Consider the following 25,078-nt stretch of genomic DNA (forward strand, 5'->3'; position numbering starts at 1 on the left):
GTAGGACATCGCCAGGCTTGCTTTCTTGTTTTCAGATTTTTGGAAAAATCTGAAGGCAAAAACGGATTTAAGCATCAAAGCAGATTGACGTAAGACTTTGATGAGACAGGATTGGTGCGGAGTGGTAGTTCAGTTGGTTAGAATACCGGCCTGTCACGCCGGGGGTCGCGGGTTCGAGTCCCGTCCACTCCGCCACTACTTAGAAACCCTAGCTGAAAAGCTGGGGTTTTTTGCGTTTAAAGTGACCCTAACCCCAGGGCTTATTCATGTCTGATGGCAGCACGTCGTGGGGGCCAGGTTCTCTTTCCTCACTATACGTTTATATTACCTCTTGCTTAGTCTCGGCTTGATGAGTGCATAAACTGCGATATGTGCGATCCTGAGTGTCTCAATGCAACTTCGTTACTCTAGACTGTCATGCATTACTGTTACGCGCCTAGCGTTAGTTCCTGTTGTAGATTAGATTGATATAGACATAAAAAAAGCGCCTTGCGGCGCTTTTAATGGCTTAGGCCATCCCTTGGATGACCACAAATTTTTCTAGGAGCTGATCCTCTGTCTCGACATTATCGGGATCGGTGATAATGCATTTGGAGATAGGGCAGACCGACTGACACGTTGGCTTGTCGTAATGACCTTTACACTCGGTACATAAATCTGGCTCGATCTCAAAGATCTCGGAACCCATCGAGATGGCCCCGTTGGGACACTCGGGCTCACACATATCGCAGTTTATGCATTTATCGGTGATGAGTAGTGCCATATTACTTACCCGATGGGTTACGTGTATCTTGTCCTGATTGCAGGTTACGCATCAGTAGCGCGTACTCTAGATCCATATCGGCAGGCACAGGAATAAATACGAAGTGGCCGCTACCTTTGGCATCAGTGATGGTTTCTGACTTACGGTTTTCCATCGCTTCTAAGGTGAAATGGACATTGCCTCGCGGTGTCATCAGCTCAAGGCTGTCACCGAGCATAAATTTGTTTTTCACTTCCACTTCAGCCAGATCGCCACGGCGCTTGCCAGTGAATTCGCCGACAAATTGCTGCTGTTCAGAAATCGAATAGCCGTAGTCATAGTTTTGGTAGCTATCGTGGGTATGACGACGCAAAAAGCCTTCAGTATAGCCCCGATGTGCAAGGTTCTCGAGGGTATTCATCAGGCTCTCATCGAACGGTTTACCGGCCACGGCATCATCAATTGCTTGGCGATACACCTGTGCTGTACGTGCGCAGTAATAGAAAGACTTAGTGCGACCTTCGATTTTTAGCGAGTGCACGCCCATTTGGGTCAAGCGTTCAACGTGCTGAATGGCGCGCAAGTCTTTTGAGTTCATGATGTAGGTGCCGTGCTCATCTTCGTACGCGGCCATCAACTCACCCGGGCGTCCGCCTTCTTCAAGCAACACGACATCATCAACTGGCTCGCCTTTACCCAGGGTTGGGGTCACTTCTTGAACTTGTACGACTTGGCCTGCGTCGTCTTCTTTGCCTTTATGCACTTTGTAGTCCCAACGGCAGGCGTTGGTACAGGTGCCTTGGTTTGGATCACGCTTATTAATATAGCCTGACAACAGACAACGGCCAGAATACGCCATACATAGCGCGCCGTGAACAAACACCTCAAGCTCCATTTCAGGGCAGTGTTGGCGGATGTCTTCGATCTCTTCCAGTGATAGTTCACGCGATAAGATCACACGTTCAATCCCTTGCTGCTGCCAAAACTTGACGGTCGCCCAGTTAATCGCGTTGGCTTGCACGGAAAGGTGGATTGCCATATCAGGGAAGTGCTCACGTACCATCATAATCAAGCCAGGATCGGACATGATCAGCGCGTCAGGGCCCATATCGATAATTGGCTTTAGATCGCGAATAAAGGTTTTTAGCTTGGCGTTGTGCGGCTGAATGTTACAGACCACGTAGAACTTCTTACCCTGCGCATGGGCTTCGTCAATGCCTATTTTCAAGTTGTCGTGGTTAAATTCATTGTTGCGCACACGCAGGCTATAGCGTGGCTGGCCGGCATACACGGCGTCGGCCCCATAGGCGAACGCGTAGCGCATATTCTTTAGGCTACCGGCGGGAGAGAGTAATTCTGGCGTAAACATAATTCCAAGCTTGAGTCTGAGTATAAGTCAGGCACCTTCACGTTGAAGGTGAGTGTGGGCGCCATTTTACTGTGACATTACCCACACTACCAGCCGAATTTACCTAATCTTTGTGGGGATTAGTTACTCGGTTTTTAAACCGCCTAACGCGGTGAATAAGCCATCTAGAAGGGTGTCGAGCTCGCCGCACATCAGCGATAAGTCGGCATCGAGGCGGGCTGCGACATCTTCTCGGTCGATGTCAGCGTTTTGATCGCGAATTTCCTCGGAGAACTTCAGTCGCTTCACGCTTAAATCATCGCCTAATATGAAGTAGACTTGTTCTTGCCAGTCCATGGACAACTTGGTGACTTGCTTGTCTGCCTCCAGGTGCGCCTGAATTTCATCACTGGTGAGATCTTGCTGTTTACATTTGATCACCCCACCTTCTTCCAGCAGTGCTTTGAGTTCTGCTTCATCACCGAGGTGAAAGCCTTGCGGCGCTTGGCCTTGCTTGACCCATTCGGTCATTGCGTGCTCTGCCGGGGTCTCGGTTTCAACGGGAACGACGGGTAAGCTGCCGATGGATTTCCGTAATAGGGCGAGCAACTCTTCGCCTTTTTTGATACTGGCGGCATCTACTAACACCAAACCTTTATCCGCCATAATCAAAGCGCACATCTGACTTTGACGCGTGAAGGCACGCGGTAAGAGCTCCATGACCACATCGTCTTTTAGGCTATCTTTCTCGCGCTTTTTCAGGCGTTGCCCTTGGGCTTGCTCCATGGCGTCAACTTTCTCTTCCAAGGCGTCTTTGATCACCGACGCGGGAAGCAACTTTTCTTCTTTGCGAGCGCGGATCAGGATATTGTTACCGCTGACATGCGTGAGCATATCGCCATGCTTACCCAGTGCATTGTCCCAGCCAAACTTTTGCATGTCCTGGCTGCCACAAGGGGTAAAGTCGAACTCCCTCAGCTGGCTTTCCAGTTGTGTTGGATCGAGGGGAATATCACGGGTAAGACGATAGACGAGTAAATTCTTAAACCAAATCATGGCGAGGCTTTATCCATCCTGTTGTGAGAAAGGCAACATGGTATTGCATTCACTCTCGAATGTCGCTGCAATTAGCGTAGAATTTAACCCTGCTCGCGACTTCAGCGAGACAAACTTGCCCAGCTTCCTCAATGAACGGATTACCTCAGTTGTGTTAAAGATCATTCATACCTCCGATTGGCACCTTGGTCATCAGCTACATGGCTATGATCGCCAATATGAACATCAAGCCTTTCTCGATTGGCTTAAGCAATGCCTCATTGATGAGCAAGCCGATGCCTTATTGGTGGCGGGAGATGTGTTTGACAGCGCCAACCCACCCGCCAGCGCTTGGCGAATGCTGTATCGTTTTTTGGCTGATGTTGCCAAAGCACTGCCACACTTAAATGTGGTGATCACCGGCGGGAACCATGACTCACCTAGCAAACTCGACGCCCCACACGAGCTACTGAAAGCCTTTGATTTACACTTAATTGGTGCCATTGCCCGTGACAGTGACGGTCACCTAGATACAGAACGTATGCGAGTGCCTATTACCGATAAGTCAGGCGACGTCGCGGCTTGGGTATTGGCGGTGCCTTTTTTGCGAAGTGGTGATTTGCGTACAGAAGGACTCGATGAAAAGGACGATCGGCTTATTGAGGGAGTGCGAAGTATTTATCAGCAAACGGAGCAAGCTGGGCGTGAAAACGCGCGCGCTGATCAGGCGTTGATAGCGATGGGCCATGTGTATATGGCCAGTGGTGAGTTGTCAGAAATGTCAGAGCGGCGCATTCTTGGGGGGAATCAGCATGCGCTGCCGGCGGATATTTTCAGTGAGGATATTGCTTATGTCGCGCTTGGACATTTGCATTTAGCTCAGCAAGTGGCAAAGCAAACACGGATTCGTTATTGCGGATCGCCCATCCCTTTGTCGTTATCCGAACGCCACTATCGGCACCAAGTGTTAGCGGTAACGCTTGAAGACAATCAGCTACAAAGTGTGATCCCACATTATGTGCCGCGTGCCGTTGATTTATGGCGGGTTCCGGAACAGCCCTCACCGTTGGAAACAGTACTCGATGCACTGGCGGGACTCACGCTTGAGCCTTTACCGCTGTCGCAGCAACCTTTGCTTGATGTCCCTGTTTTGTTAGATAAACCCCAGCCGATGCTCAGGGAAAAAATTCTAGCGGCCTTGGATGGTAAACCTGTGCGGCTTGCCAAAATCACACCGCATTATCGCGAGCAACCACAAACAAGTGGCTTTCGACAGCAACGTCTCTCAGAGGTCGAGCCCTATCAGGTGCTTCGCCATGGTTGGCAGCAAAAGTATCAAGGTGAACCTGATACGGCGTTATCAGCAACGTTTTCTCAGTTATTGGAGCAACTGGAACAGGACGAGGATCAATAAACGATGAAAATCCTGGCATTACGTGGCGAGAATTTGGCCAGCATTCAACATCCGTTTGCATTGGACTTTTCACAAGGACCGCTGGGTGACAGTGGCTTGTTTGCGATCACAGGCAAAACGGGCGCGGGAAAGTCGACGCTTTTGGATGCGATTTGCTTGGCGCTTTACGACAAGATCCCGCGCTTTCAGTCCAATAAAAAGCATGATGCGGATATTGGCTTGGGCGACCCGACCACTCGGGTTAAAGCCAATGATGTGCGCAGTATCTTATCGCGTGGTAAAGGCGAGGGGTACGCGGAAGTGGATTTTGTCGCCTATGATGGCAGCCGTTGGCGTGCGCATTGGTCGGTACGCCGTGCACGCGGTAAGGCGGACGGCCGTATACAGGCAAGCGAGCATTGGTTGGAGAACCTCGCCACAGGCCAACGTATCGCCGGTAAAAAACAGGAAGTACTCAGTGAAATAGAGCGCTTAGTGGGACTGAGCTATGAACAGTTCCGCCGTGCGGTGATGTTACCGCAAGGGGATTTTGCCGCTTTCTTAAAAGCGTCTGCAGATGATAGAGCGGCCTTGCTTGAGCGCATGACAGGCACTGAAATATATAGCCGGCTGTCGCAAATGGCGCACGAGCGGGCACGTGATGAAAAGCAAGCACTGGATCAACTGACCCAACAGTTGGGCGATATTCAGTTACTCACGGATGACGAAGAACAGCAATTGCATCAAGAGCAGGCGCAATGCCAGCAGCACATTCACGATTTACACACTCAGCTCCGAAAACTCAATGACTATCGCCAACAACACACGCATTTTGCGCAAGCGCAGCAGGGCGTTGAGACGGCTCAGCAGGCGCTCGATGAAGCGAGTGAAGCGCGAGAGAGCATTGCCGCCCGGCGTGACGCGTTGGACGAGATAGAGCGTGTCCAAGTGGCTCGGGACGATTGGCAAGCGGTGCAGAGCACCCAATGGCAACGCCAGGCGCTCACATTCGAACGCCATCAGCTCGCGCGTGAAGAACGTCGTATAGCCCAAGCGTATGAACACGAGGCTGAACGTTGGCGCGCCGCTAATCGGGCAGTGGCGGAGGCCGAGCAAAGCTGGGCGGAGCTTGAGCCTAAAGTACGGCAAGCGCAACAGATAGATACCCAACTGTCTGGCATTGAACGGCAAATGCATGAGCAAAACCTAGCGCTGAATGAGCAACAGCAAAAGTATCGACAAGCCCAACAGTCTTTTGCGCAAGCGCGCGCGCAAGCCGAACAACAGCAACAACGTGAGGCGGCGATAGAAAAAGAAATCGCCCGTTATGGTGACTTTTCTCATGTGGCGGAACATTATCAACCTGTGTTTGATAACCTGCGCCAGTACCTCGATTGCCAAGATACACTCTCGGCGCTGCAAGAAGAGTATCAAGCCCGTTATCATCAGCAGCAACATTGGCAGCCGCAACGTGACAAGTTGGACAAAGACATTGCCCAAGTTGATGACAGCAGTGCGCAGCTGAAAGCCAAGCGACAAGCGTTAGAGCCTGAGGCGCTGCAGGCAAATCAAGACGCGGATCAGGTGCGGTATAGCAAACTGCACACGCAAAAGCAGCAGCAAGAAGCGGTGCTCAATGAGGGAAAAAACTGGCAGTATTGGCAAGAGCGCTGTCAGCATAACCAAGCGGAGCTGGAAAAACATCAAGCACTGTTTGCAGACAGCCAAACCCAGTTAGCGCATTTGAAAGACACGCTGACCCGTGAGCAGGCTCAGGTCGAAGAAGCACAAAATAGCCTCCAACAGGCGATGGCGGTGGTCGAGCTTGATGATCTTCGCCAAACTTTACACGAGGGGGATCCTTGCCCGCTTTGTGGGGCCACCGAGCACCCCTACCTGCACCATGCCCCCGCGATTGAAGGCATGATCGCGCAGCAGCAGGCGCGTGTAGACGCCTTGCAAGCATCGTATAACCAACATCACGCCGAGTATTATTACTGGCAAAGGCAGCACCAGCAAAGCCAGCACGCGTGTGCCGAGTTAAAAGAGCAGGGAGCGGTTTGGCAGGCTGAGCGACAGCAATGCGAACGAGAGGTACATGCTGCGATCGCTGAGCTGGATGAAACCATCGACTTATCACGTCCACTCAGTGACATCCTCGGCGAGATTGACGCACAGGCGCAACCAACCTATGCCGAGTATCAAGCCTGTTATCAAGCGATGACAGAGCGCCAACAACAGCTTGCCCACATTCAGCAAATGGATACGGCCATTGCCGAACTCCAGCATGCACGTGAGCAGCTAGTGGCTCGACGTCATCAACTCGACCAGTCACTGACAGAGTGTGAGACACGGCTCAATGCGATTGATGAGCAATGGCAGCAGCAACAGACGCAAGTGACTCGAGTCAGCCAATCGCTGGATCAGCAATTAGGCGCTGGACAGTGGCTGGCGAGCCTGCAACAGGTTGGCGCCGCGCATTATATCCGCCAGATGGAGCAAAAAATTCAAGCCTATCAGGCACTGCAAGACGAAAAAGCGGCGCTTGCTGAGCACAAGCAACAAAGAGAGACCGACCTCGCCTCGCTTTCGCAGCAGTGCCAGAGCTTGTCAGAAGATATTCAAGCCCGGCAAGCCCAACTGGTGACCCTCGCACAAGAGCATCAACAGCAAAGTGCCGCGCGCCAAGCGTTGATCCCGCAATCAGATCTGGAGGCGCTAGAGCGAGCCTACAAAGCGGCCATTGAAGAACAAGTTGCACAACGTAACCAAGCCGAGCAAGCCTACACGCAGGCCAGTGAAAAGCGTGCTGGTGTGCAGGCGCGCCAGCAAACGCTTGATACCCAGCAGCGTGAGGCGGATCAGCGCTACCGCGCAAGTGTGAGACGTTGGATCCAATGGCAGCCGGAACTCGGTGTTCATCAGTATGATTTGATTGGCGCGCTGTCGTATAGCGAGGTATGGCGCGCCAATGAGCGACAGGCGATCAGCGATGTTGAAGCGCGTTATCAAGAAGCCAAAACGCGCCTTGATGAGCGTCAGCAACAGCTTGTTCATTGTCAGCAAACCATGGCAGACACCAAAGCTTGGATAGTGGCACAGCAGCTACCTGATGATGATGCGTCTCTCAGCGCACAGCAGTCACAGTGGCAGCAAGCGCTCGAGGAGCAGGAGCAGCGCCTCTTTACGCTTCGTCACCAATTGACTGAGTCAGAAAAAGCCAAGCACCAAGCCGGCTCACTGACTGAAAAAATAGAGGCGCAGCGGCATCAAACGGAACAATGGCTAAAATTGGCTGATCTGATTGGCTCCGCGAGCGGGGCGAAGTTCCGAAATCTTGCCCAATCTTTAACCTTGTCTCAGTTAGTGGATATCGCCAATGAGCACTTGGCGTCATTGTCACCACGTTATGCACTGCAAACGGTGCCGGATAGCTTGCTGGCGTTACAGGTGGTCGATCACGATATGGGTGATGAGGTGCGCAGTGTCGAATCACTGTCTGGCGGAGAGAGCTTTTTAGTCTCGCTCTCGCTGGCGCTAGCACTGGCCTCTTTAGCGGCAGATACCCGCCAGCTTGGCTCTCTATTTATTGATGAGGGCTTCGGCACCCTAGACCCTGATAGCTTAGAAATGGCGTTAGCCTGCCTGGATACCCTGCAAGCGGATGGCCGACAAATTGGGGTGATTTCGCATGTGAATACACTGGTTGAGCGGATTGGTGCACAAGTCCGTGTAGATAGCCAAGGTGGCGGCGCAAGCCGTGTATTAGTGACACAGCAAGGTGTAGGCTAGGTCACAGCCTGTCGACACAAGGGGAAAATAGCTCGCGCTGGGTCACAAAAATGTCATAATAAATCCACATAATGGCGCCAGTTCAATGATAACACTAGGTAATTATCATGGTTAGACGGATTCTCGTTGTTGAAGACGAAGCCCCCATTCGCGAGATGCTTTGTTTTGTACTTGAACAAAAAGGTTATCAAACGGTTGAGGCAGAAGACTACGACTCGGCACTGGCGCAAATATGCGAGCCTTACCCAGAAATGATCCTGATGGATTGGATGTTACCTGGCGGATCGGGGCTCAATCTTATTAAGCACTTAAAGCGGGAAGAGTTAACCCGACAAATCCCCGTGGTAATGCTGACCGCAAGGGGCGAAGAAGAAGACAAAGTGCGAGGCTTAGAAGTAGGGGCCGATGACTACATCACCAAACCTTTCTCGCCGAAAGAGCTGGTGGCGCGATTAAAAGCGGTGATGCGCCGCGTGTCGCCGACAACCTTGGATGATGTCATTGAAGTACAAGGGTTGAAGCTTGACCCTGTCTCGCATCGAGTGACCGCCAATGATAATCCGCTAGACATGGGGCCGACCGAGTTTAAGCTGCTGCACTTTTTCATGACCCATCAAGAGCGAGTATATAGCCGCGAGCAGCTACTCAATAACGTGTGGGGCACCAATGTCTATGTTGAAGATAGAACGGTGGATGTGCATATTCGTCGCTTGCGCAAAGTGCTGGAAGCCGGTGGACACGCTAAACTGGTACAAACCGTGCGCGGCGCTGGATATCGTTTCTCAACACGTAGTTAAATCCCGCCTACATCAGGTGTAGGCTGCATGGAGACGCAATGGTCGAACGACTGTCTTGGAAGAAGCTAGCCTGGGAGCTGGCTTTTTTTTATTTACCTTGGTTTATCATAGGTTGGCTGTTTGGTGGCCTACCTTGGCTATTGCTTGGCGCCACCGTTGCCATGCTGCTTTGGCACCTGCATCAGCAAGTCAAGCTGTCGGATTGGCTTTGGAAAGACAAAAGCCTAATGCCACCCTCAGGCACCGGCTCCTGGGAGCCTTTGTTTAATGGGATTTATCGCTTACAAAAGCGTAATCGTCGTCGCCGTAAGGAACTGGCGAATCTGATTCGTCGCTTTCGTAACGGGGCAGAGTCTTTACCGGATGCGGTGGTGGTTTTTGAGCGTGACGGTGCCATTGTTTGGTGTAACAAATTAGCTCAAGAACTGCTCGGCTTGCGTATGCCTGATGATAATGGCCAGCATATCAGTAATCTTATCCGCGCCCCTGAATTCGTCAGTTATATTGCTGATGCCAATTACGATGTGCCGCTCGAGATGCGCTCTCACCTCAATAGCGCGCGCACACTTGAGTTCCGGACCATGCCCTATGCGGAAGGCGAATATTTGATGGTGGTGCGTGATATCACTCAGTTAAAGCAACTGGAAGGGATGCGCCGCAACTTTTTCGCCAATGTTTCACACGAGCTACGCACGCCGATGACGGTTTTACGTGGCTACTTAGAAATGACTGAAGATCCGGAGATGGTTGTTGGTCCCATGTGGCCGAAAGCACATGGGGTGATGACCGAGCAATTGTCTCGGATGGAGTCATTGGTAGAACAGCTTTTGACCCTGTCTAAAATTGAAGCAGCGGCCAAGCCTGAGCTGGATCATCATGTGGATGTGCCAGCCATGCTTGATGTGCTACAAAAAGAAGCCCAAGCCTTAAGTGGTGATAGTGAGCATGTACTTACGTTTGAAGTTGATACCAGCCTTAAAGTGAAAGGCAATGACGATCAATTACGCAGTGCGATTTCCAACCTAGTTTATAACGCAGTAAAGCACACCCCGCCCAAAGCTGGGATCACTGTGCGTTGGTATCGCGCAAGCAAAGGCCCACGCTTGGAAGTACAGGACAGTGGTGAGGGGATCGCGCCGCAACATTTGGATCGGTTAACCGAGCGTTTTTATCGGGTGGATAAAGCCCGCTCCCGTGAAACGGGTGGCAGTGGCTTAGGGTTGGCGATCGTAAAACATGCGTTAAGTCATCACGATGCGGAATTAGATATTCAAAGTGAACTCGGGGTGGGGAGCACGTTCTCCTTTACCTTACCGGAGCGGTTAGCATGTTAAAGCGGTTTATTGCCACAGCCAGCCTGCTAGTGAGCATGGCGGGCTTTAGTCATGCCGACACGCTGCCTGATTATCAACGTAGCAGCGGTATATCCGGTAACTTGAGCTCTGTCGGCTCAGACACCCTAGCCAATATGATGGCCGCTTGGACTGACGGGTTCAAACGGCTACATCCAGGGGTGAATATACAGCTACAAACGCCAGGCTCTGCCTCCGCCGCCCCCGCGCTGGTGGAAGGGACCGCACAACTTGGCCCCATGAGTCGTCCGATGCGGGTCAGTGAAGAAAATGCGTTTCAAGCACGTTTTGGCTATCCTCCTACCGCGGTACCCGTTGCGGTGGATGCGATGGCCGTCTATGTCCACCAAGACAACCCTTTACGCACCATCAGTTTTCAACAGTTGGATGCGGTATTTTCTCGCACCCTCTGGTGTGGGGCGAGTAAACCGGTGGCAACCTGGGGGCAATTGGGCTTATCAGGCCGTTGGGCCAACCGAGATTTGCAATTATTCGGCCGTAACTCGGTATCCGGTACCTATGGTTATTTTAAGCAAGCAGCGTTGTGTCGTGGGGATTTTCGAGCCGATGTGAATGAGCAGCCCGGCTCGGCGTCTGTTGTGCAGTCGGTGGCCTCTTCGCTGAATGCGATCGGGTATGCAGGTATCGGCCATCAAGCGTCAGGGGCGCGCATGCTGGCGATTTCACACCAAGGAAAAGAGGCGATAAAGCCCACCCCTTCAGCGATTCGAACGGGTGAGTACCCCCTTACCCGTTATTTATATTTGTACATCAATAAAGCGCCCAATCAGCCGCTGGCGCCACTTGAATCGGCATTTATGCGTTATATTTTGTCGGCGCAAGGGCAGAAGGCGGTGAGTCAGCAAGGCTATATTCCCTTGCCGGCTCAAGCGGTGCGCGCGCAAAGACAGGCATTAGGGCTGGATGCGTCGCTAAAAGACTCGCGTTAAGGGTTTAGACGTTTAGGGACTCAGCGTTGCGGAAGCGACGGCCTCCACTGAACGCTTGTCGTGCTCTCAGTCGCTAAAGGTCAGCCCCCAGTCCACTGACTGCCAGTATGCCTGCTCTGCTTCCAAGTCCGCCGCGAGCAAACGGTTCTCTTGCAGCCACCCGGTAGGGAAGGTGAGTTGCCATGCCCCTTTTTTGTCGACACTGAGAGCAATCTCTGGCAAGGCCTCGTCGTTGCGCTGTGAGTGCAACACACAGGCTAACCGTAGTGCGCAAATCAGCGTCTCGATGAGCTTAGGTTTAAACAAGGTAAACTTAGGCATTTCATTGAGTTTTAGCGCCTTACGATGGAAGCGCGCGAGGGTGGCTAGCACGGTTTGCTGCTCTTGGTTAAACCCAGGTAAATTGGTGTTGCGCAGAATATACGCAGAATGCTTGTGGTAGCCAGGATAACCAATGCTTAACCCTACTTCGTGCAGCAGCGCAGCCCAATTCAAAAGCCCGGCGAGCTCTGCTTTCTTACTACCCTTATCTGGCTCGGCTTGCGCATAAAAATACGCGGCTGTGTGTTGCACGCGACGGGCGTGACTCAGGTCGATGTTGTAGCGTGCTGCCATATCATCCGTCGTACGACCACGGATATCGGTACGCTGAAAGCGGTCTTCCATTTCATAGAGCAACCCTTCTCGTAACGCACCATCAGAGAAGCGCATCGATTCGATGGCAAGCGCATCAAAGATCCCAGAAAGAATCGCCACGCCTGCGACGAAAACCGGTTGGCGGTCGACCGACAAGCCCGGTAAATCGATACTGTCACTGGTTTTAAACTTCAGCAGTTTTTCGATCAGGTTATCTAACCGCTTACGGGTGATAATGCCGTCTTCATCACCCAGGCCGATAATCACTTCACGAATCGCTTTGATGGTGCCCGACGCGCCGAGCGCCACTTGCCAGCCAGCCTGACGGTATTGAGAAGCCAAGCTTTCTAGCTTTTGTTGGGTGGCCAGCTGTGCGGCGGCAAATTGCTTAGGCGTAATGTTGCCTTTGGGGAAAAAACGCTCGTTATAACTGACGCAGCCAACCCGTTTACTGTTAACCAGTGCGGGCTCAAAGTTATCCCCGATCACTAATTCTGTACTGCCGCCCCCAATATCAATCACTAACTTCCGGCCAACGTTTTGCTGCGTGTGGGAGACGCCCATATAAATAAGACGCGCCTCTTCCTCCCCGGAAATAATTTCAATCGGGTAGGGCAAAACCTGTCTTGCCCGCTTGATGAAGGTGTCGACATTGCGGGCCTGGCGCAAGGTGTGGGTGGCGGCGATACGGACATTCTCCATATCTAAGCCGTTCAGCCGTTCAGCGAACATGGCTAAGCACTCGACACCACGGCTGATCGCCTCATCACTGAGGCGATGTTGATCATCCAACCCTGCAGCCAGTCGCACACGTTGTTTATGGCGACTCACTATCTGTAACCCTTCGCCAACGACGCGCGCGACGACCATATGAAAACTGTTAGATCCGAGATCAACCGCTGCGATTTCGCGCGGCTTATCCTTTGACTGGGGGTGTGTCATGTTGCAACTTTTCCGCGTTTTTGAGTTCTTGGCGCTCTGCGTGCTTAAGGTAATCATAGATCTCGGTCTGAGAGCGGATCTTTTTCTTGTTACCCCGTTTGACGTAGGCGTTGGACATGGCTTTATCGATAACGCGGGCTTTCGCGCGATCGGAAAATTGAATCTCCAAGATGGCCATGATGCGATCTTTCAGTCTGGGATCGCGAATGGGAGCCCCAACTTCAATTCGGTTATCGATGTTGCGAGTCATCCAATCGGCAGACGAAATATACATATCACGTTCACCGCCGTTTTCAAAGGCAAACACGCGGGGATGCTCTAAGAAGCGATCAACAATGCTGATTGCTTTGATATTCTGACTTACCCCTTTAATCCCAGGCACTAGCGAGCACATGCCGCGTACGATGATGCGAATTTTCACCCCTTCATTACTGGCTTTGTACAGCAGGTTCACTAAGCCTTTGTCGACCAGGTTGTTGACCTTGAGCGTAATACCTGCCTTACGTTTGGCCTGCGCATGCTCAATTTCACGTTCAATCAGTTTATACATACGACGCCGCGAGTTACGTGGCGAGACAATTAAGTGATTGAACTTTACAGGACGATACGGGTTTTCAATAAACTCAAATACTTTGCGGATTTCTGACGTCAATGGCTGATCCGCTGTAAACAGCGCGAAGTCGGTATAAATTCGCGCCGTTTTTTCATGAAAGTTACCTGTGCCGATATGGCCATAATCGCGTAGCACGCCGTCTTCACGACGAGAAATTAAACACAGTTTCGAGTGAATTTTGAGCCCTGGTGTGCCAAACACGACTTTTACGCCAGCATCCGTGAGCACCCGTGACCATTCGATGTTGGCTTCTTCATCAAAACGTGCTTGCAGCTCGACCACGACGGTCACGCGTTTTCCGTTGTTGGCAGCATCAATCATCGAGTTGATAATGCGAGAGTTTTTCGCCACACGATAGACGTTAATCCGAATACTACGCACTTTAGGATCAAACGACGCCTGACGCACCAGTTCAGTCATATGGCGGAACGTATGATAGGGATAATAAAGTAGAATATCGCGTTCGCGAATAGCATCGAAGGCATTGTTTTGTAGTTGAAAATCAGCCGATTCGAACGGTGGCAAAGGCGGGTTTTCCAGGTATTTACGTCCAACGTTCGGAAAGCCGATAAAATCACGAAAGTTGTGATAGCGAGCACCCGGTAAGACACTGTCGTAGTCGGAGATTTTTAATACCTGAATCAATTTGCTCACCATTTCCGGTGGCATATCGCGTTGATAAACAAACCGAACCGGCAGGGCGGTTAAACGCTGATCCAAGCTCTCTGACATGTTTTCAAGCAGGCTGTGCTCCACTTCATTGGTCAGATCGTATTCCGCATCGCGGGTCATCTTCATCGCGTACGCTTCGACAGTATCGTAGTCGAAAAAACCACTAAAAATTTGGTCTAAACACAAACGGATAATGTTATCGAGTAAAATGATGGTTTTTCGCTGCCGTTTTCCTTTTGGCTCAGGGACTTTAACAAAGCGTTCTAATTCATCAGTTGGGATCTCTATCAGCGCATACTTGGGCTCTTCCCCTTCTTTTTTCAGCTGTACGGCGAGGTAAGAGTAAGCATCTTTCAAAAAGCTTAAAACATCGACGTCCTTGTTAAGCATAATTGGCGTGATGTAAGGCAAAATATTGCTTCTAAAATAACGTTTTAGCCACTGCGCTTGATGGTCAGAGAGTTGACGTTCGTTAACTAAAAAAATATGGCGGCGTGCCATTTCGAGCAAAATATCGTTGTAAAGATGATCAAAATCTTGATTCAGTTTGACGACTTTCGCTTGAATCTTGCTCAATAGCTCTTTGGCATGACTTTCCACTCCGCGTTCTTCATCGATAATGATGCGCCGTTTCACGTCGGCAAACCGTACTTGATAAAACTCGTCAAGGTTGGATGAAAAAATGCCTAAAAACCGAACTCGCTCAATAATAGGCACACTTTTGTCCGCGGCCTCTTGCAGGACACGTTCATTAAAAGAAAGCCAGCTAAGTTCTTTGTCGACATGATAAGAGTCTAAAGTCATAACGCGTAAGAAAATCCTGTTCTACTGAATAAAATTGCTGTCAAAATCGACAATCAAGTCGTCTGACAGCGTTTCAAGGGCTTCATGCAATACGTTAATGTCCGCTGCCGGCGGAACCGTTAAATAAAAATCTGCGGTGAAAATTTGCCCGCCCGTATTGGCGGCGCTTTGTGTTTGCGTGTTGAGTTTGTTGATGGTGACGCCATGAGCGGCGAGCAGCTGGCTGAGCGCTTGCACAATGCCGCGCCTGTCGTTGCCTGTTACCGACAACGTATGGGTAATCGGAGACGGTGAGGCGGGCGTCGCATCGGTGATGAGCAACTGTAAACCATCGAGCGCGCGTAACGCATGGACCAGCGCATCAGCGTACGTGTCTGACACTGAAATGTGAATGATGCCGGCAAACTGCCCTGCTAGCTGACTGAGTCGGCTGGCTTGCCAGCTGCCGTGATGATTGAAAACCGTGTGTGATATTTGATCAACGAGGCCAGCGCGATCTGGGCCCACTAATGTGATAACAAAGTGCTTCATGCGTGATCCTTACGGCGATTCTTTAGACAATTATTGAGGCCAGTCAAGGTGTTGTCTATGCTGCTGGAGGCTAAACTCACGAAAGTGTGCCCAATATCAACTTGAGCAAGCCTAAAGCCCGTTTGTTGCATATTTATTGCGTGGCGATAGCGTGACTAGGCGTTGATGACCACTCACGATACACTGGACGACAGTGATGCGATGCCGTGTTTGTGAAAGGCGGCGTCGTGCGTCTCGCTGTCACAAAATTGTCATTGTAATGACATACAATACAGGGCTTGCTTAATAAAAAGAGGCACGAATGACCCACTCTTCACCATCATTAACGGACACCAGACCGGCGCGGCGTTTTAAAGATAAACTGACTCGCCAAACGGTACGTCTTGGTGGCGTGATGGTATTAGTGACCCTGCTGCTTCTTTTCTTCTACTTACTCACGGTGGTGGTACCGCTTTTTCACCAAGCGAGTGTGAGCTTGAGTGAGCGTTTTACTTTAGCCACTCCCGGCGTGCCTCAATACATTGGTGCCGATACGCGCAATCAACTGGTGTATGGCTTGGATGATCGAGGTGTGTTAACGGTTGCCAAACGCCCGCAACGGTCTGAGACTCCCACAGCCAGCGCCGTGCTCCGCGCGCAAACGGTATTACAGCAGCCGCTATCCAGCATGGATAAGCCTGCGATAAGCCGCGTCGAAGCATCTACGCCATTTTTGGCGGTGGAAAAGACGCCTGGGCGCGTAGCTGCTTGGCAATTACGCTTTCGTACACAATACCAAGCTGACGCCTCAGTGGTCCCTCAATTGTCCACTATGCCGGCCTTTGGTCGTGAGTTGATCGTGGACACGAGCGCGCAGCCGCTTAACCAGCTGACTGTTGCGGTGCCGGATAGTTTACACGGTCAAACCATCCCGCCCGTGCTGGCTGCCGTCACTCAGGATAACCGTTTGGTGGTTTTTCGTGGTACGCAGAAAAGCATGGTGCCCCTTTCGCAAGCCGTTGACCATATCGCGTTATCAGGAGACGGGCAGCGCTTGTTTGTGCATCAACAAAATCGTTTAGCGATTTGGCGCGTAAACGGGAACGATTTAGCGTTGCGCGAAACGGTTAATCTCGACAATGTGGTCGCCAGCCCAGTCACGAAAATGTCGATGCTAGCCGGGGGACGCTCTTTGCTCCTTCAGCACCAAGATGGCACCGTCACACAATGGTTCGATGTGGTGAAAAATGGTGAGCCATCGTTAACTGAAGTGCGCGCGTTTTCACCGGGGGAGGGCGTGGCACGTCTCGCACCTGAGCGTCACCGTAAAAGTCTGGCGACGGTAGATGAAACGGGACGACTTAGCCTAGTGCATGCCACCAGTGAGAAACAGCGCCATTTCGATGCTCAGTTTACCGCGCTGCCCGACGCTTTGGCGTTTACGCCTCGTGCAAATGGGCTGATTGCTGTGGTCGACAATCAATGGCAATGGTTGACCGTCGACAACCCTCACCCAGAAGTGAGTATTCACTCGCTATGGCAGAAAGTGTGGTATGAAGGGTACTCGTCTCCGCAGTATGTGTGGCAATCGACCTCTGCGGATGACAGCTTTGAAGCCAAGCTCAGTGTGGTGCCCGTGATCTTTGGTACCTTAAAGGTCGCTTTGGTTTCTTTAATTTTTGCGGTGCCGATGGCGATTGGCGCAGCCATATACACTGCTTATTTTATGTCATCCGGGCTCCGGCGTTGGGTGAAGCCGACGGTGGAAACGATTGAAGCGTTGCCCACCGTCATTATCGGCTTTTTGGCCGGTTTGTGGCTGGCACCCTGGGTTGAGTCGCACATTGCTAGCGTCTTTTTGTTGCTCCTGCTCATCCCTATTATGTTACTTGGGCTAAGCGGCGTGTGGCGCATGATCCCAAGATATGTGCGACGCCGCTTACCTGATAACGCGCAGATAGTGGTCATTATTCCGGCATTATTGATGGTGGGCGTAGTAGCATCTTACCTTGGACCATGGGTAGAGCAGGTCTGGTTAGGGGGCGATGCGCGCCAGTTTATGACGCATGAACTGGGTATCGGCTATGATCAGCGCAATGCGCTGGTGGTGGGTATCGCCATGGGATTTGCGGTAGTCCCAACCATTTTCTCTATTGCCGAAGATGCGATTTTTTCTGTGCCCCCTCACCTTAAAAACGGCGCCTTGGCCTTAGGGGCGACACACTGGCAAACCTTGATTCGGGTGGTGTTGCTTACCGCAAGCCCTGGTATTTTTTCTGCCGTAATGATGGGCCTTGGGCGCGCGGTCGGTGAAACAATGATCGTACTGATGGCAACCGGTAACACGCCTATCATGGATTGGAATTTGCTCGAAGGGCTACGTACCTTATCGGCCAATATTGCGGTGGAAATGCCGGAGTCTGAAGTCGGTAGTTCCCATTATCGAGTGCTGTTTTTAACCGCTTTTATTCTTTTTGTCTTCACGTTTGTCTTTAACACATTGGCAGAGCTGATCCGTCAGCGTTTGCGTGACAAATACAGCAACCTTTAACCGAGATGAGAATGCGCATGCGTCCATGGATAAAATCTGGCACTCCTTGGGTTTGGATGACGGCCGGAATGGTCAGCGTCAGTCTGATTGCGATTCTTGGGGTGCTGTTATTGCTCGGCTATCGAGGCTTAGGCTATTTCTGGCCGACACCGGTCACCAGCTTTGAAGTGAAGAGTGAGCAGGGAGTAGAAACCGTGGTCGGGCAAATATACCGAACCGATCAGGTTGATGCGATGCAGCTCAAAGATGCAGGTGTTGTATTGCCAGCCTATCGCCAACCCAGCTACCAACGTTTGGTGGTAAAAACCGGTAACCGTGAGCAAGAAGGGATCGATTTTCGTCAATTGCTGGCGTTTCAGATAAAAAGTCAGCACACACCCGTTGAAATGGCGATGATCGAGCGAAATGAAAATGGCATGTTCTACGGCAAGCCTCAAGCATACGTCGACGCCGGCGGCCACCAACATGCATTAGTGCTGTCTGAACTTTATCAACGCCTGGAAGATTTAGCGGCGCGTCGAGAGGTGATCAATGACATCGAGCAAGTACACCTAGCGAGCGTTAACTATAAGCTGGAGCAGCTGCGGCTGGAGGAAAAGTCCCTCTCATTAGATAGCCAGCTAAACACGGCAGAAAAAAAACGAATTGATAAGCGTCGTTCTCAGCTGCTATCGCAATACCAGCAGTTGGAGAAAAAGCTCAAACAGCTGCGAGAAAAACAACAAACGGGTGCGCTTGTTGTTGAAGATAGCCACGGTGACGCCGTGGCGTTGCCTCTGCAAAATGTGATTAATGTTTGGTATCCCAACGCCATGAGTGCCGTTGATAAGCTTAAATTTTGGGGCTACCAGGTTGCGACCTTTTTATCCGAATCTCCACGAGACAGTAATGCGGCGGGGGGCGTTTTTCCGGCGATTTTTGGCACCGTTTTCTTGGTGCTATTGATGTCAGTGATTGTCACCCCGTTAGGGGTGCTCGCCGCGGTATATCTTCACGAATACGCGCCGAAAACGGCATTCACGCGTATTATTCGCATTGCCGTGGTTAACCTCGCCGGGGTACCGTCAATTGTGTACGGTGTGTTCGGGTTGGGCTTTTTTGTCTATTTTATCGGTGGCACCATTGACGATGTATTTTATCAAGCGGCGCAGCCGGCACCGGTTTTTGGGACACCAGGTATTCTCTGGTCGGCGTTAACCTTGGCGATCCTCACCTTACCTGTGGTGATTGTGTCTACAGAAGAGGGGTTGGCTCGGATCCCCACCAGTGTTCGCCATGGTGCGTTTGCCCTTGGGGCGACACAATCAGAAATGCTCTGGCGGGTGGTCCTGCCGATGGCCAGTCCTGCGATGATGACCGGGTTGATTTTAGCGGTTGCGCGCGCAGCCGGAGAAGTGGCGCCCTTAATGTTGGTGGGGGTGGTTAAGGTCGCTCCCTCTTTGCCAGTGGATGGTAATTTCCCGTTTTTGCACTTAGAGCGGAAGTTCATGCATCTGGGCTACCATATTTATGATGTCGGCTTTCAAAGCGCGCACATCGAAACGGCGCGTCCTTTGGTATACGCCACGTCGTTTTTGCTTGTGTCTGTGATCGTGGCGCTCAATTTGTCCGCGATTGGTATTCGTCATTACTTGCGTGAAAAGTATCGCGCATTGGAATTATAACGATAAGGATCCCGCTCGATGTTTTCGATAACGCCACCCATAGGTGTCACGCCTAGCTTAGACTTGGGGAATTTGCCTGACGAGCAAACCGCGTTAGCTATTCGGGATCTCAACCTTTACTACGGGTCGACCCAAGCGCTGTTTGATATCAGTATGCGTATTCCCAAAGGGAAGGTCACTGCGTTTATCGGACCGTCTGGGTGTGGTAAATCGACATTGCTACGTTGTATTAATCGGATGAATGACTTGGTGGATGGTTGCCGTGTTCGAGGCGGGATCACCCTACACGGGCAAAATATCTATCACCGCGACGTGGATGTACCAGCATTACGCCGTCAAGTGGGGATGGTGTTTCAGCGTCCTAACCCTTTCCCCAAATCTGTCTATGAAAATGTGATCTTTGGACTGCGTTTACAAGGGATCAATGATCCCAGAACACTCGATGATGCCGTCGAGCGTTCATTGCGTGGCGCGGCATTATGGGATGAGGTGAAAGATCGCCTTAATGACAATGCGTTTGGGTTGTCCAGTGGGCAACAGCAACGGCTGGTGATCGCGCGGGCGATCGCGATTGAACCTGAAGTGTTGCTGCTTGATGAGCCATCGTCAGCGTTGGATCCCATCTCAACCTTGACCATTGAAGAGCTGATTAATGATTTAAAGAATCAATACACAGTGGTGATTGTTACCCATAATATGCAACAAGCGGCGCGGGTCTCGGATCAAACGGCGTTTATTAACATGGGACGCTTGGTGGAATACGCGGATACCGATACCTTGTTTACCACCCCACAAAACAAACAAACCGAAGACTACATCACCGGGCGCTACGGATAAGGAGCAGGCCTTGGATAACCACAATATTAGCCGTCATATTTCTGGTCAGTTTAACGCAGAGCTTGAAGCCATTCGCACCCACGTGCTGGCAATGGGCGGCTTGGTTGAGCGTCAGCTAACCGATGCGCTGCGCGCCATGCACAATCAAGATGTGGAGCTCGCGCGCCATGTTATTCGTGAAGATCACAAAGTGAATGGCATGGAAGTGGCGATTGATGAGGCATGTACACGCATCATTGCTAAACGTCAGCCCACCGCGAGCGATCTGCGACTGGTGATGGCTATCATTAAGACCATCACTGATCTTGAGCGCATTGGTGATGTTGCTGACAGTATCGCTAAAATGGCTCTCGACAACTCGAGCTATTCTCAGCAGCCGTTTTTGGTATCACTCGAAGCGTTAGGTCAGCGTGCCGCTAAAATGCTGCACGATGTGTTAGACGCCTTTGCGCGCATGGATATTGATGCGGCAATGAAAGTCTATCGTAAAGATGACTCGTTGGACCGTGAATACGAGGGGATTTTGCGACAGCTGATGACCTACATGATGGAAGATCCACGCTCGATTCCCAATGTGCTGAAAGTGATGTGGTCGGCCCGAGCCATTGAGCGAGTGGGCGATCGGTGTCAGAACATTTGTGAATACATCATCTATTTTGTCAAAGGCAAAGACGTTCGACACATTCAAAAAGAGGAGCTGGAAAAGCTCCTCAAATAATCGCTACTCGTCGTCTATCCAGTCACTGACGGCGTCTGGGACAAAGCTCTGGTCATGCAAAGGCATACGCACGTAACCTTCCTTATTGATTTCTGGGAGGGTGACTGCGGGGTAGTCAATTTCTTGGTAAGGGATTTGTGAGAGTAAGTGAGCGATGCAATTGAGCCGAGCGTGCTTTTTGTTATCGGCTTCCACCACCCACCAAGGGCTTTCTTTGGTGTCGGTGTAGGCAAACATGCGGTCTTTGGCTTCACTGTATTGCACCCAACGACTACGAGACTCGAGATCCATGGGGCTGAATTTCCAACGCTTTATTGGGGTGTTAATCCGCTCCGCGAAGCGCTTTTCTTGCTCCTCGTCCGATACCGAGAACCAGTATTTAATTAAGATGATCCCAGAACGGATCAACATTCGCTCAAGCTCGGGGCACGTACGAAGGAACTCTTCATATTCTTCATCGCTGCAAAAGCCCATGACTCGCTCGACGCCGGCGCGGTTATACCAGCTACGGTCGAACAAGACAATTTCACCACCGGCGGGTAGGTGCTCAATGTAACGCTGAAAATACCACTGTGTGCGTTCACGCTCTGTGGGCTTATCTAGCGCGACGACTCGACAAACACGCGGATTGAGCTTTTCGGTGATCCGTTTAATCACGCCGCCTTTACCGGCGGCATCGCGCCCTTCAAAAATGACCACCACTTTCAACTGCTCTTGCTTGACCCATTCTTGAAGTTTGACCAACTCAGTCTGTAATTCGGTTAGCTTTTTCTCGTAGTGTTTTTTGCTGATCTTGTGTGCTTTTTTATCCGACAAGGCCGCTCTCCTTTTACCACAGCGATGGGATCACGGTAGAAAACTCACTTTTCGGATGCAATGGATTCAAGTAGCGAAAGCGTATATCACCTCAAAAGACTAGAGTGGGTCACATTGCCATGTTGTCTGATCACGGCATTACACAGAGGTTTAAAACGATTGAGCAATGGCTTTGACGAGACGAACGCTTTCCGGATCGGTGATCGGATAACTGCCATCGTCCCCATCGCCCATCGATGCGCAGGCGTTTGATTGCATGACGCTTACTTGCTCGGTGCGTGCCGACAAGTGGATTTCACGTGCGCCGGTGGTCGTTAAAATCGCTTGTGCATTGTCGGGGGTCACGCCTGCGCCTGGCATGATGGCCAATGAGGTATGGCGTGTGGCGTCCACCCATTGTTTGAGTGCCTCTTTTCCCTGCCAAGCATTCGTCGCTTGCCCGGAGGTGAGAATGCGTTCAATCGTCGGGCGGGCAAGGATTGCTTCGAGCGCCGCGTGAGGGTCTTGGCAGTGATCAAATGCGCGATGGAAAGTCACTCCCATTCCCTTTGCTTGGGCAAGCATGGCATCAATAGCCGGCAAATCGAGTTGACCACTTGGCGTGAGTGCGCCGATCACCACGCCTGCACACCCAGCTTGGCGGGCGTTGGCGATATCTTGCAGCATCACTTCAATCTCTTCACTGGCATAGACGAAGTCGCCTTCTCGCGGTCGGATAATCGCATAAATAGGGATCCGCGCTTTCTGAGCGGCTTGTTGCATGTAGCCATCACTTGGGGTTAAACCACCGAGGCGCAGTGCGCTGCACAGTTCCACTCGATCCGCACCAGCGTGCTCAGCAAGCGATAATGAACGAATACTATCAATACAAACTTCAACTAAGACAGACATATCACCCCTTTGACGAAACGAACCGTGTCAAGATAGTCCACGCTATTGTGACAGGGTGAGAGGTAATTACCTAGTGTTAGATTGGAAATGGCTTGATGAGAGAAGAGCCTTGAGTAAGGCGAGGTGGAATAGATAAAAAAGGGCCCGGTTTGCCGGGCCTCATTATTGTCTCACATTGTCCAGTGCAGGGCACTTGACCTTATTACAGGTCGTCAGTGTGCTCAGACAGGTATGCAGCTACACCTTCAGGTGACTCAGCCATACCCGCTTTACCTTCTTCCCACTGTGCAGGGCAAACTTCACCGTTTTTCTGGTGGAAGTTCAGTGCGTCAACCATGCGTAGCATTTCGTCGATGTTACGGCCTAGTGGTAGGTCGTTGACAACTTGGTGACGAACCACACCTTCCTCGTCGATAAGGAAAGAACCACGGAACGCAACGCCAGCTTCTGGGTGCTCAACGTCGTATGCTTTACAGATTTCGTGCTTAACGTCAGCAACCAGTGGATACTTCACTGCGCCGATGCCGCCGTCTTCGACAGCCGTTTTACGCCACGCGTTGTGTGAGAACTGAGAGTCGATAGACACACCGATAACCTCAACGCCTTTAGCTTGGAAGTCGCTCAGGCGCTTATCGAATGCGATCAGCTCTGATGGGCACACGAAAGTGAAGTCGAGTGGGTAGAAAAAGACAACCGCTTTTTTGCCTTTGGTGAACTCTTTCAGGTTGAAGTTATCAACGATTTCGCCATTACCTAGTACGGCAGCGGCAGTAAAATCTGGTGCTTGACGACCTACGAGTACCATATCTCAGCTCCTAGTTTAAATGTTTGCCTGATAATCAGGTTCCTATATAAGCGAGACAAACTATAGCTAACTTGTTAGATTGAAAAAAGTGGAATTAATAGATTGTAATAATCGAAAAATACGATTGTTTAAAATATGACTGTATGAACAAATATCCGTCTTTAAAGCAGCTACACTATCTGGTTACCCTCTCCGAAACGCGGCATTTTGGCGAAGCGGCGAAATTGTGTTTTGTGAGCCAGTCGACCTTGAGCGCTGGGATCCAAAACCTCGAGGATCTGATTGGTGCTCAGCTCATTGAGCGTGACAATAAAACCTTGGTACTCACTGGGATGGGCGAAGAGGTGGTGCGCCGTAGCCGAGAAATCCTAGCGCGCAGTCAGGATTTGATGGAGCTAACGCAAGTTAAATCAGATCCTATGCACGGCAAAGTACGGCTGGGCTGCATCCCTACCATCGCGCCATTCTTATTGTGTGATGTGGTGCAGCAAGTCAACCGACATTACCCCAACTTAGATTTGTTGTTGCGTGAGGACACCACGGCGAACTTACTCACCGCGCTCAAACACGGCGAAATGGATATCCTTATCCTCGCGCTGCCAATGGACATTGGCACCATGACCCGTCGCGTGGTGGGGCGTGATCCGTTTAAAATGGTGATGAGCCAAAAGCAAGCTGCGCAGCTTGAGTTACCCATCGATTATGACGCGCTGCCCGATGAATCTGTTTTCTTGCTTGAGCGAGAACACTGCCTCACTGACCATGCGGTTTCTGCCTGTCAGATGACGGCCTCACAGAAGATTAACCCATTTATGGCAACCAGCTTACACACCTTGGTGCAAATGGTCGCAAACGGCAATGGTGTGACCTTTATACCGCAAATGGCGATTGATCATGGCTTAATTGATAACCTCGACGTGCATTTAGAAACGCCGCCGGGAGAAGCGGCCTACCGTGATATAGGAGTGGTCTGGCGACCCTCTTCGAGTCGGATTAATACGTTTAACCAGCTCGCTGATCTGGTCGCAGGACTACTTTCCCCAACAGCTAGGGAGTAAAAAGCCTAAAATAAGTTATTTACACTGATATTTTTGCCTTTTTGCAGCATGATTGTCTGTTTAAGGGCGTTGAAAATGACACCAAAGCCGTTGGATTATTATCACGAAAAAAGCAGCACCCCAGGGTGCTGCTTTTTGTTTTTATATATAAG

At 51.0% G+C, this 25,078-nt stretch carries 19 protein-coding genes and 1 tRNA gene; 11 read left to right on the top strand and 9 right to left on the bottom strand.

Annotated features, from left to right (window positions below; all coding sequences use genetic code 11):
* Positions 1–118 precede the first annotated feature (118 nt).
* A tRNA-Asp gene (locus BZG20_RS15535) sits at positions 119–195 on the top strand.
* 313 nt (positions 196–508) lie between these two features.
* Here BZG20_RS15535 and BZG20_RS15540 read toward each other — a convergent pair.
* The 3 genes from BZG20_RS15540 to rdgC all read right to left on the bottom strand — a co-directional run bounded on the left by BZG20_RS15540 (position 509) and on the right by rdgC (position 3,143).
* Positions 509–763 (bottom strand): YfhL family 4Fe-4S dicluster ferredoxin, encoded by a 255-nt coding sequence (locus BZG20_RS15540; RefSeq protein ID WP_021022889.1) that lies wholly within the window; start codon positions 761–763, stop codon positions 509–511.
* 1 nt (position 764) lies between these two features.
* Complete coding sequence (gene yegQ, locus BZG20_RS15545; RefSeq protein WP_077579563.1) at positions 765–2,111, bottom strand: tRNA 5-hydroxyuridine modification protein YegQ; 1,347 nt, start codon at positions 2,109–2,111, stop codon at positions 765–767.
* A gap of 123 nt (positions 2,112–2,234) precedes the next feature.
* Entirely contained in the window at positions 2,235–3,143 is a 909-nt protein-coding gene (gene rdgC / locus BZG20_RS15550) for a recombination-associated protein RdgC (RefSeq protein ID WP_198531508.1), read from the bottom strand.
* A gap of 40 nt (positions 3,144–3,183) precedes the next feature.
* Here rdgC and BZG20_RS15555 point away from each other — a divergent pair, with 40 nt between their 5' ends.
* The 5 genes from BZG20_RS15555 (at position 3,184) to BZG20_RS15575 (ending at position 11,409) form a co-directional block, all read left to right on the top strand.
* Positions 3,184–4,539 (top strand): exonuclease SbcCD subunit D C-terminal domain-containing protein, encoded by a 1,356-nt coding sequence (locus tag BZG20_RS15555; RefSeq protein ID WP_077579565.1) that lies wholly within the window; start codon positions 3,184–3,186, stop codon positions 4,537–4,539.
* A 3-nt stretch (positions 4,540–4,542) separates the two neighbouring features.
* A complete protein-coding gene (locus BZG20_RS15560; RefSeq protein WP_077579566.1) occupies positions 4,543–8,310 on the top strand; it encodes an AAA family ATPase in 3,768 nt (1,255 codons plus the stop codon).
* Between the two features lie 107 nt (positions 8,311–8,417).
* A complete protein-coding gene (phoB, locus tag BZG20_RS15565) occupies positions 8,418–9,107 on the top strand; it encodes a phosphate regulon transcriptional regulator PhoB (RefSeq protein ID WP_046075035.1) in 690 nt (229 codons plus the stop codon).
* A 38-nt stretch (positions 9,108–9,145) separates the two neighbouring features.
* Positions 9,146–10,441: a phosphate regulon sensor histidine kinase PhoR gene (phoR, locus tag BZG20_RS15570; RefSeq protein WP_077579567.1), complete on the top strand. Its 1,296-nt coding sequence runs from the start codon at positions 9,146–9,148 to the stop codon at positions 10,439–10,441.
* A complete protein-coding gene (locus tag BZG20_RS15575; protein ID WP_077579568.1) occupies positions 10,435–11,409 on the top strand; it encodes a phosphate ABC transporter substrate-binding protein PstS family protein in 975 nt (324 codons plus the stop codon). The genes phoR and BZG20_RS15575 overlap by 7 nt, the downstream gene beginning before the upstream one ends.
* 66 nt (positions 11,410–11,475) lie before the next feature.
* Here the strand turns inward: BZG20_RS15575 and ppx are convergent, their stop codons facing one another.
* From ppx to BZG20_RS15590, 3 genes are read right to left on the bottom strand one after another with little or no spacing between them, the layout of a single operon-like run.
* Entirely contained in the window at positions 11,476–12,987 is a 1,512-nt protein-coding gene (gene ppx / locus BZG20_RS15580; protein ID WP_077579569.1) for an exopolyphosphatase, read from the bottom strand.
* Complete coding sequence (gene ppk1, locus BZG20_RS15585; protein ID WP_077579570.1) at positions 12,962–15,076, bottom strand: polyphosphate kinase 1; 2,115 nt, start codon at positions 15,074–15,076, stop codon at positions 12,962–12,964. The genes ppx and ppk1 overlap by 26 nt, the downstream gene beginning before the upstream one ends.
* A gap of 21 nt (positions 15,077–15,097) precedes the next feature.
* The gene (locus tag BZG20_RS15590) at positions 15,098–15,607 is read right to left on the bottom strand and encodes an ACT domain-containing protein (protein WP_077579571.1); all 510 of its coding nucleotides are present in this window, start codon (positions 15,605–15,607) and stop codon (positions 15,098–15,100) included.
* A gap of 301 nt (positions 15,608–15,908) precedes the next feature.
* On the opposite strand from BZG20_RS15590, the gene BZG20_RS15595 reads away from it, so the two are divergent.
* From BZG20_RS15595 to phoU, 4 genes are read left to right on the top strand one after another with little or no spacing between them, the layout of a single operon-like run.
* On the top strand, positions 15,909–18,137 hold the full coding sequence (locus BZG20_RS15595) for an ABC transporter permease subunit (RefSeq protein ID WP_077579572.1): 2,229 nt from the start codon (positions 15,909–15,911) through the stop codon (positions 18,135–18,137).
* 17 nt (positions 18,138–18,154) lie between these two features.
* Positions 18,155–19,801, top strand: a complete 1,647-nt coding sequence (gene pstA / locus BZG20_RS15600; RefSeq protein ID WP_077579573.1) for a phosphate ABC transporter permease PstA — start codon at positions 18,155–18,157, stop codon at positions 19,799–19,801.
* Between the two features lie 18 nt (positions 19,802–19,819).
* Positions 19,820–20,638, top strand: coding sequence for a phosphate ABC transporter ATP-binding protein PstB (pstB, locus tag BZG20_RS15605; RefSeq protein ID WP_046075028.1), 819 nt, complete (start codon positions 19,820–19,822; stop codon positions 20,636–20,638).
* A 10-nt stretch (positions 20,639–20,648) separates the two neighbouring features.
* Entirely contained in the window at positions 20,649–21,356 is a 708-nt protein-coding gene (phoU, locus tag BZG20_RS15610; protein WP_046075027.1) for a phosphate signaling complex protein PhoU, read from the top strand.
* Between the two features lie 3 nt (positions 21,357–21,359).
* On the opposite strand, the gene ppk2 is transcribed toward phoU, so the two are convergent.
* The 3 genes from ppk2 to BZG20_RS15625 all read right to left on the bottom strand — a co-directional run bounded on the left by ppk2 (position 21,360) and on the right by BZG20_RS15625 (position 23,868).
* Positions 21,360–22,172, bottom strand: a complete 813-nt coding sequence (gene ppk2 / locus BZG20_RS15615) for a polyphosphate kinase 2 (RefSeq protein WP_046075026.1) — start codon at positions 22,170–22,172, stop codon at positions 21,360–21,362.
* Between the two features lie 150 nt (positions 22,173–22,322).
* On the bottom strand, positions 22,323–23,063 hold the full coding sequence (locus BZG20_RS15620) for a copper homeostasis protein CutC (RefSeq protein ID WP_046075025.1): 741 nt from the start codon (positions 23,061–23,063) through the stop codon (positions 22,323–22,325).
* A gap of 202 nt (positions 23,064–23,265) precedes the next feature.
* Complete coding sequence (locus BZG20_RS15625) at positions 23,266–23,868, bottom strand: peroxiredoxin C (protein WP_046075024.1); 603 nt, start codon at positions 23,866–23,868, stop codon at positions 23,266–23,268.
* Positions 23,869–24,011: 143 nt separating this feature from the next.
* Between BZG20_RS15625 and BZG20_RS15630 the strand changes: the two genes are divergently transcribed.
* Entirely contained in the window at positions 24,012–24,926 is a 915-nt protein-coding gene (locus BZG20_RS15630; protein ID WP_046075023.1) for a hydrogen peroxide-inducible genes activator, read from the top strand.
* Positions 24,927–25,078: the final 152 nt, after the last annotated feature.

This window comes from Salinivibrio sp. IB868, from assembly GCF_001995655.1.
In the GTDB taxonomy this organism is placed as follows: Bacteria; Pseudomonadota; Gammaproteobacteria; order Enterobacterales; family Vibrionaceae; genus Salinivibrio; species Salinivibrio siamensis.

What these genes read in the sequence shown, in the direction of transcription:
- BZG20_RS15540 (WP_021022889.1), bottom strand. Translation starts at nt 763, where the DNA reads ATGGCACTACTCATCACCGATAAATGCATAAACTGCGATATGTGTGAG.
- yegQ (WP_077579563.1), bottom strand. Translation starts at nt 2,111, where the DNA reads ATGTTTACGCCAGAATTACTCTCTCCCGCCGGTAGCCTAAAGAATATG.
- BZG20_RS15555 (WP_077579565.1), top strand. Translation starts at nt 3,184, where the DNA reads ATGGTATTGCATTCACTCTCGAATGTCGCTGCAATTAGCGTAGAATTT.
- BZG20_RS15560 (WP_077579566.1), top strand. Translation starts at nt 4,543, where the DNA reads ATGAAAATCCTGGCATTACGTGGCGAGAATTTGGCCAGCATTCAACAT.
- phoB (WP_046075035.1), top strand. Translation starts at nt 8,418, where the DNA reads ATGGTTAGACGGATTCTCGTTGTTGAAGACGAAGCCCCCATTCGCGAG.
- phoR (WP_077579567.1), top strand. Translation starts at nt 9,146, where the DNA reads ATGGTCGAACGACTGTCTTGGAAGAAGCTAGCCTGGGAGCTGGCTTTT.
- BZG20_RS15575 (WP_077579568.1), top strand. Translation starts at nt 10,435, where the DNA reads ATGTTAAAGCGGTTTATTGCCACAGCCAGCCTGCTAGTGAGCATGGCG.
- ppx (WP_077579569.1), bottom strand. Translation starts at nt 12,987, where the DNA reads ATGACACACCCCCAGTCAAAGGATAAGCCGCGCGAAATCGCAGCGGTT.
- ppk1 (WP_077579570.1), bottom strand. Translation starts at nt 15,076, where the DNA reads ATGACTTTAGACTCTTATCATGTCGACAAAGAACTTAGCTGGCTTTCT.
- BZG20_RS15590 (WP_077579571.1), bottom strand. Translation starts at nt 15,607, where the DNA reads ATGAAGCACTTTGTTATCACATTAGTGGGCCCAGATCGCGCTGGCCTC.
- BZG20_RS15595 (WP_077579572.1), top strand. Translation starts at nt 15,909, where the DNA reads ATGACCCACTCTTCACCATCATTAACGGACACCAGACCGGCGCGGCGT.
- pstA (WP_077579573.1), top strand. Translation starts at nt 18,155, where the DNA reads ATGCGTCCATGGATAAAATCTGGCACTCCTTGGGTTTGGATGACGGCC.
- pstB (WP_046075028.1), top strand. Translation starts at nt 19,820, where the DNA reads ATGTTTTCGATAACGCCACCCATAGGTGTCACGCCTAGCTTAGACTTG.
- BZG20_RS15620 (WP_046075025.1), bottom strand. Translation starts at nt 23,063, where the DNA reads ATGTCTGTCTTAGTTGAAGTTTGTATTGATAGTATTCGTTCATTATCG.
- BZG20_RS15625 (WP_046075024.1), bottom strand. Translation starts at nt 23,868, where the DNA reads ATGGTACTCGTAGGTCGTCAAGCACCAGATTTTACTGCCGCTGCCGTA.
- BZG20_RS15630 (WP_046075023.1), top strand. Translation starts at nt 24,012, where the DNA reads ATGAACAAATATCCGTCTTTAAAGCAGCTACACTATCTGGTTACCCTC.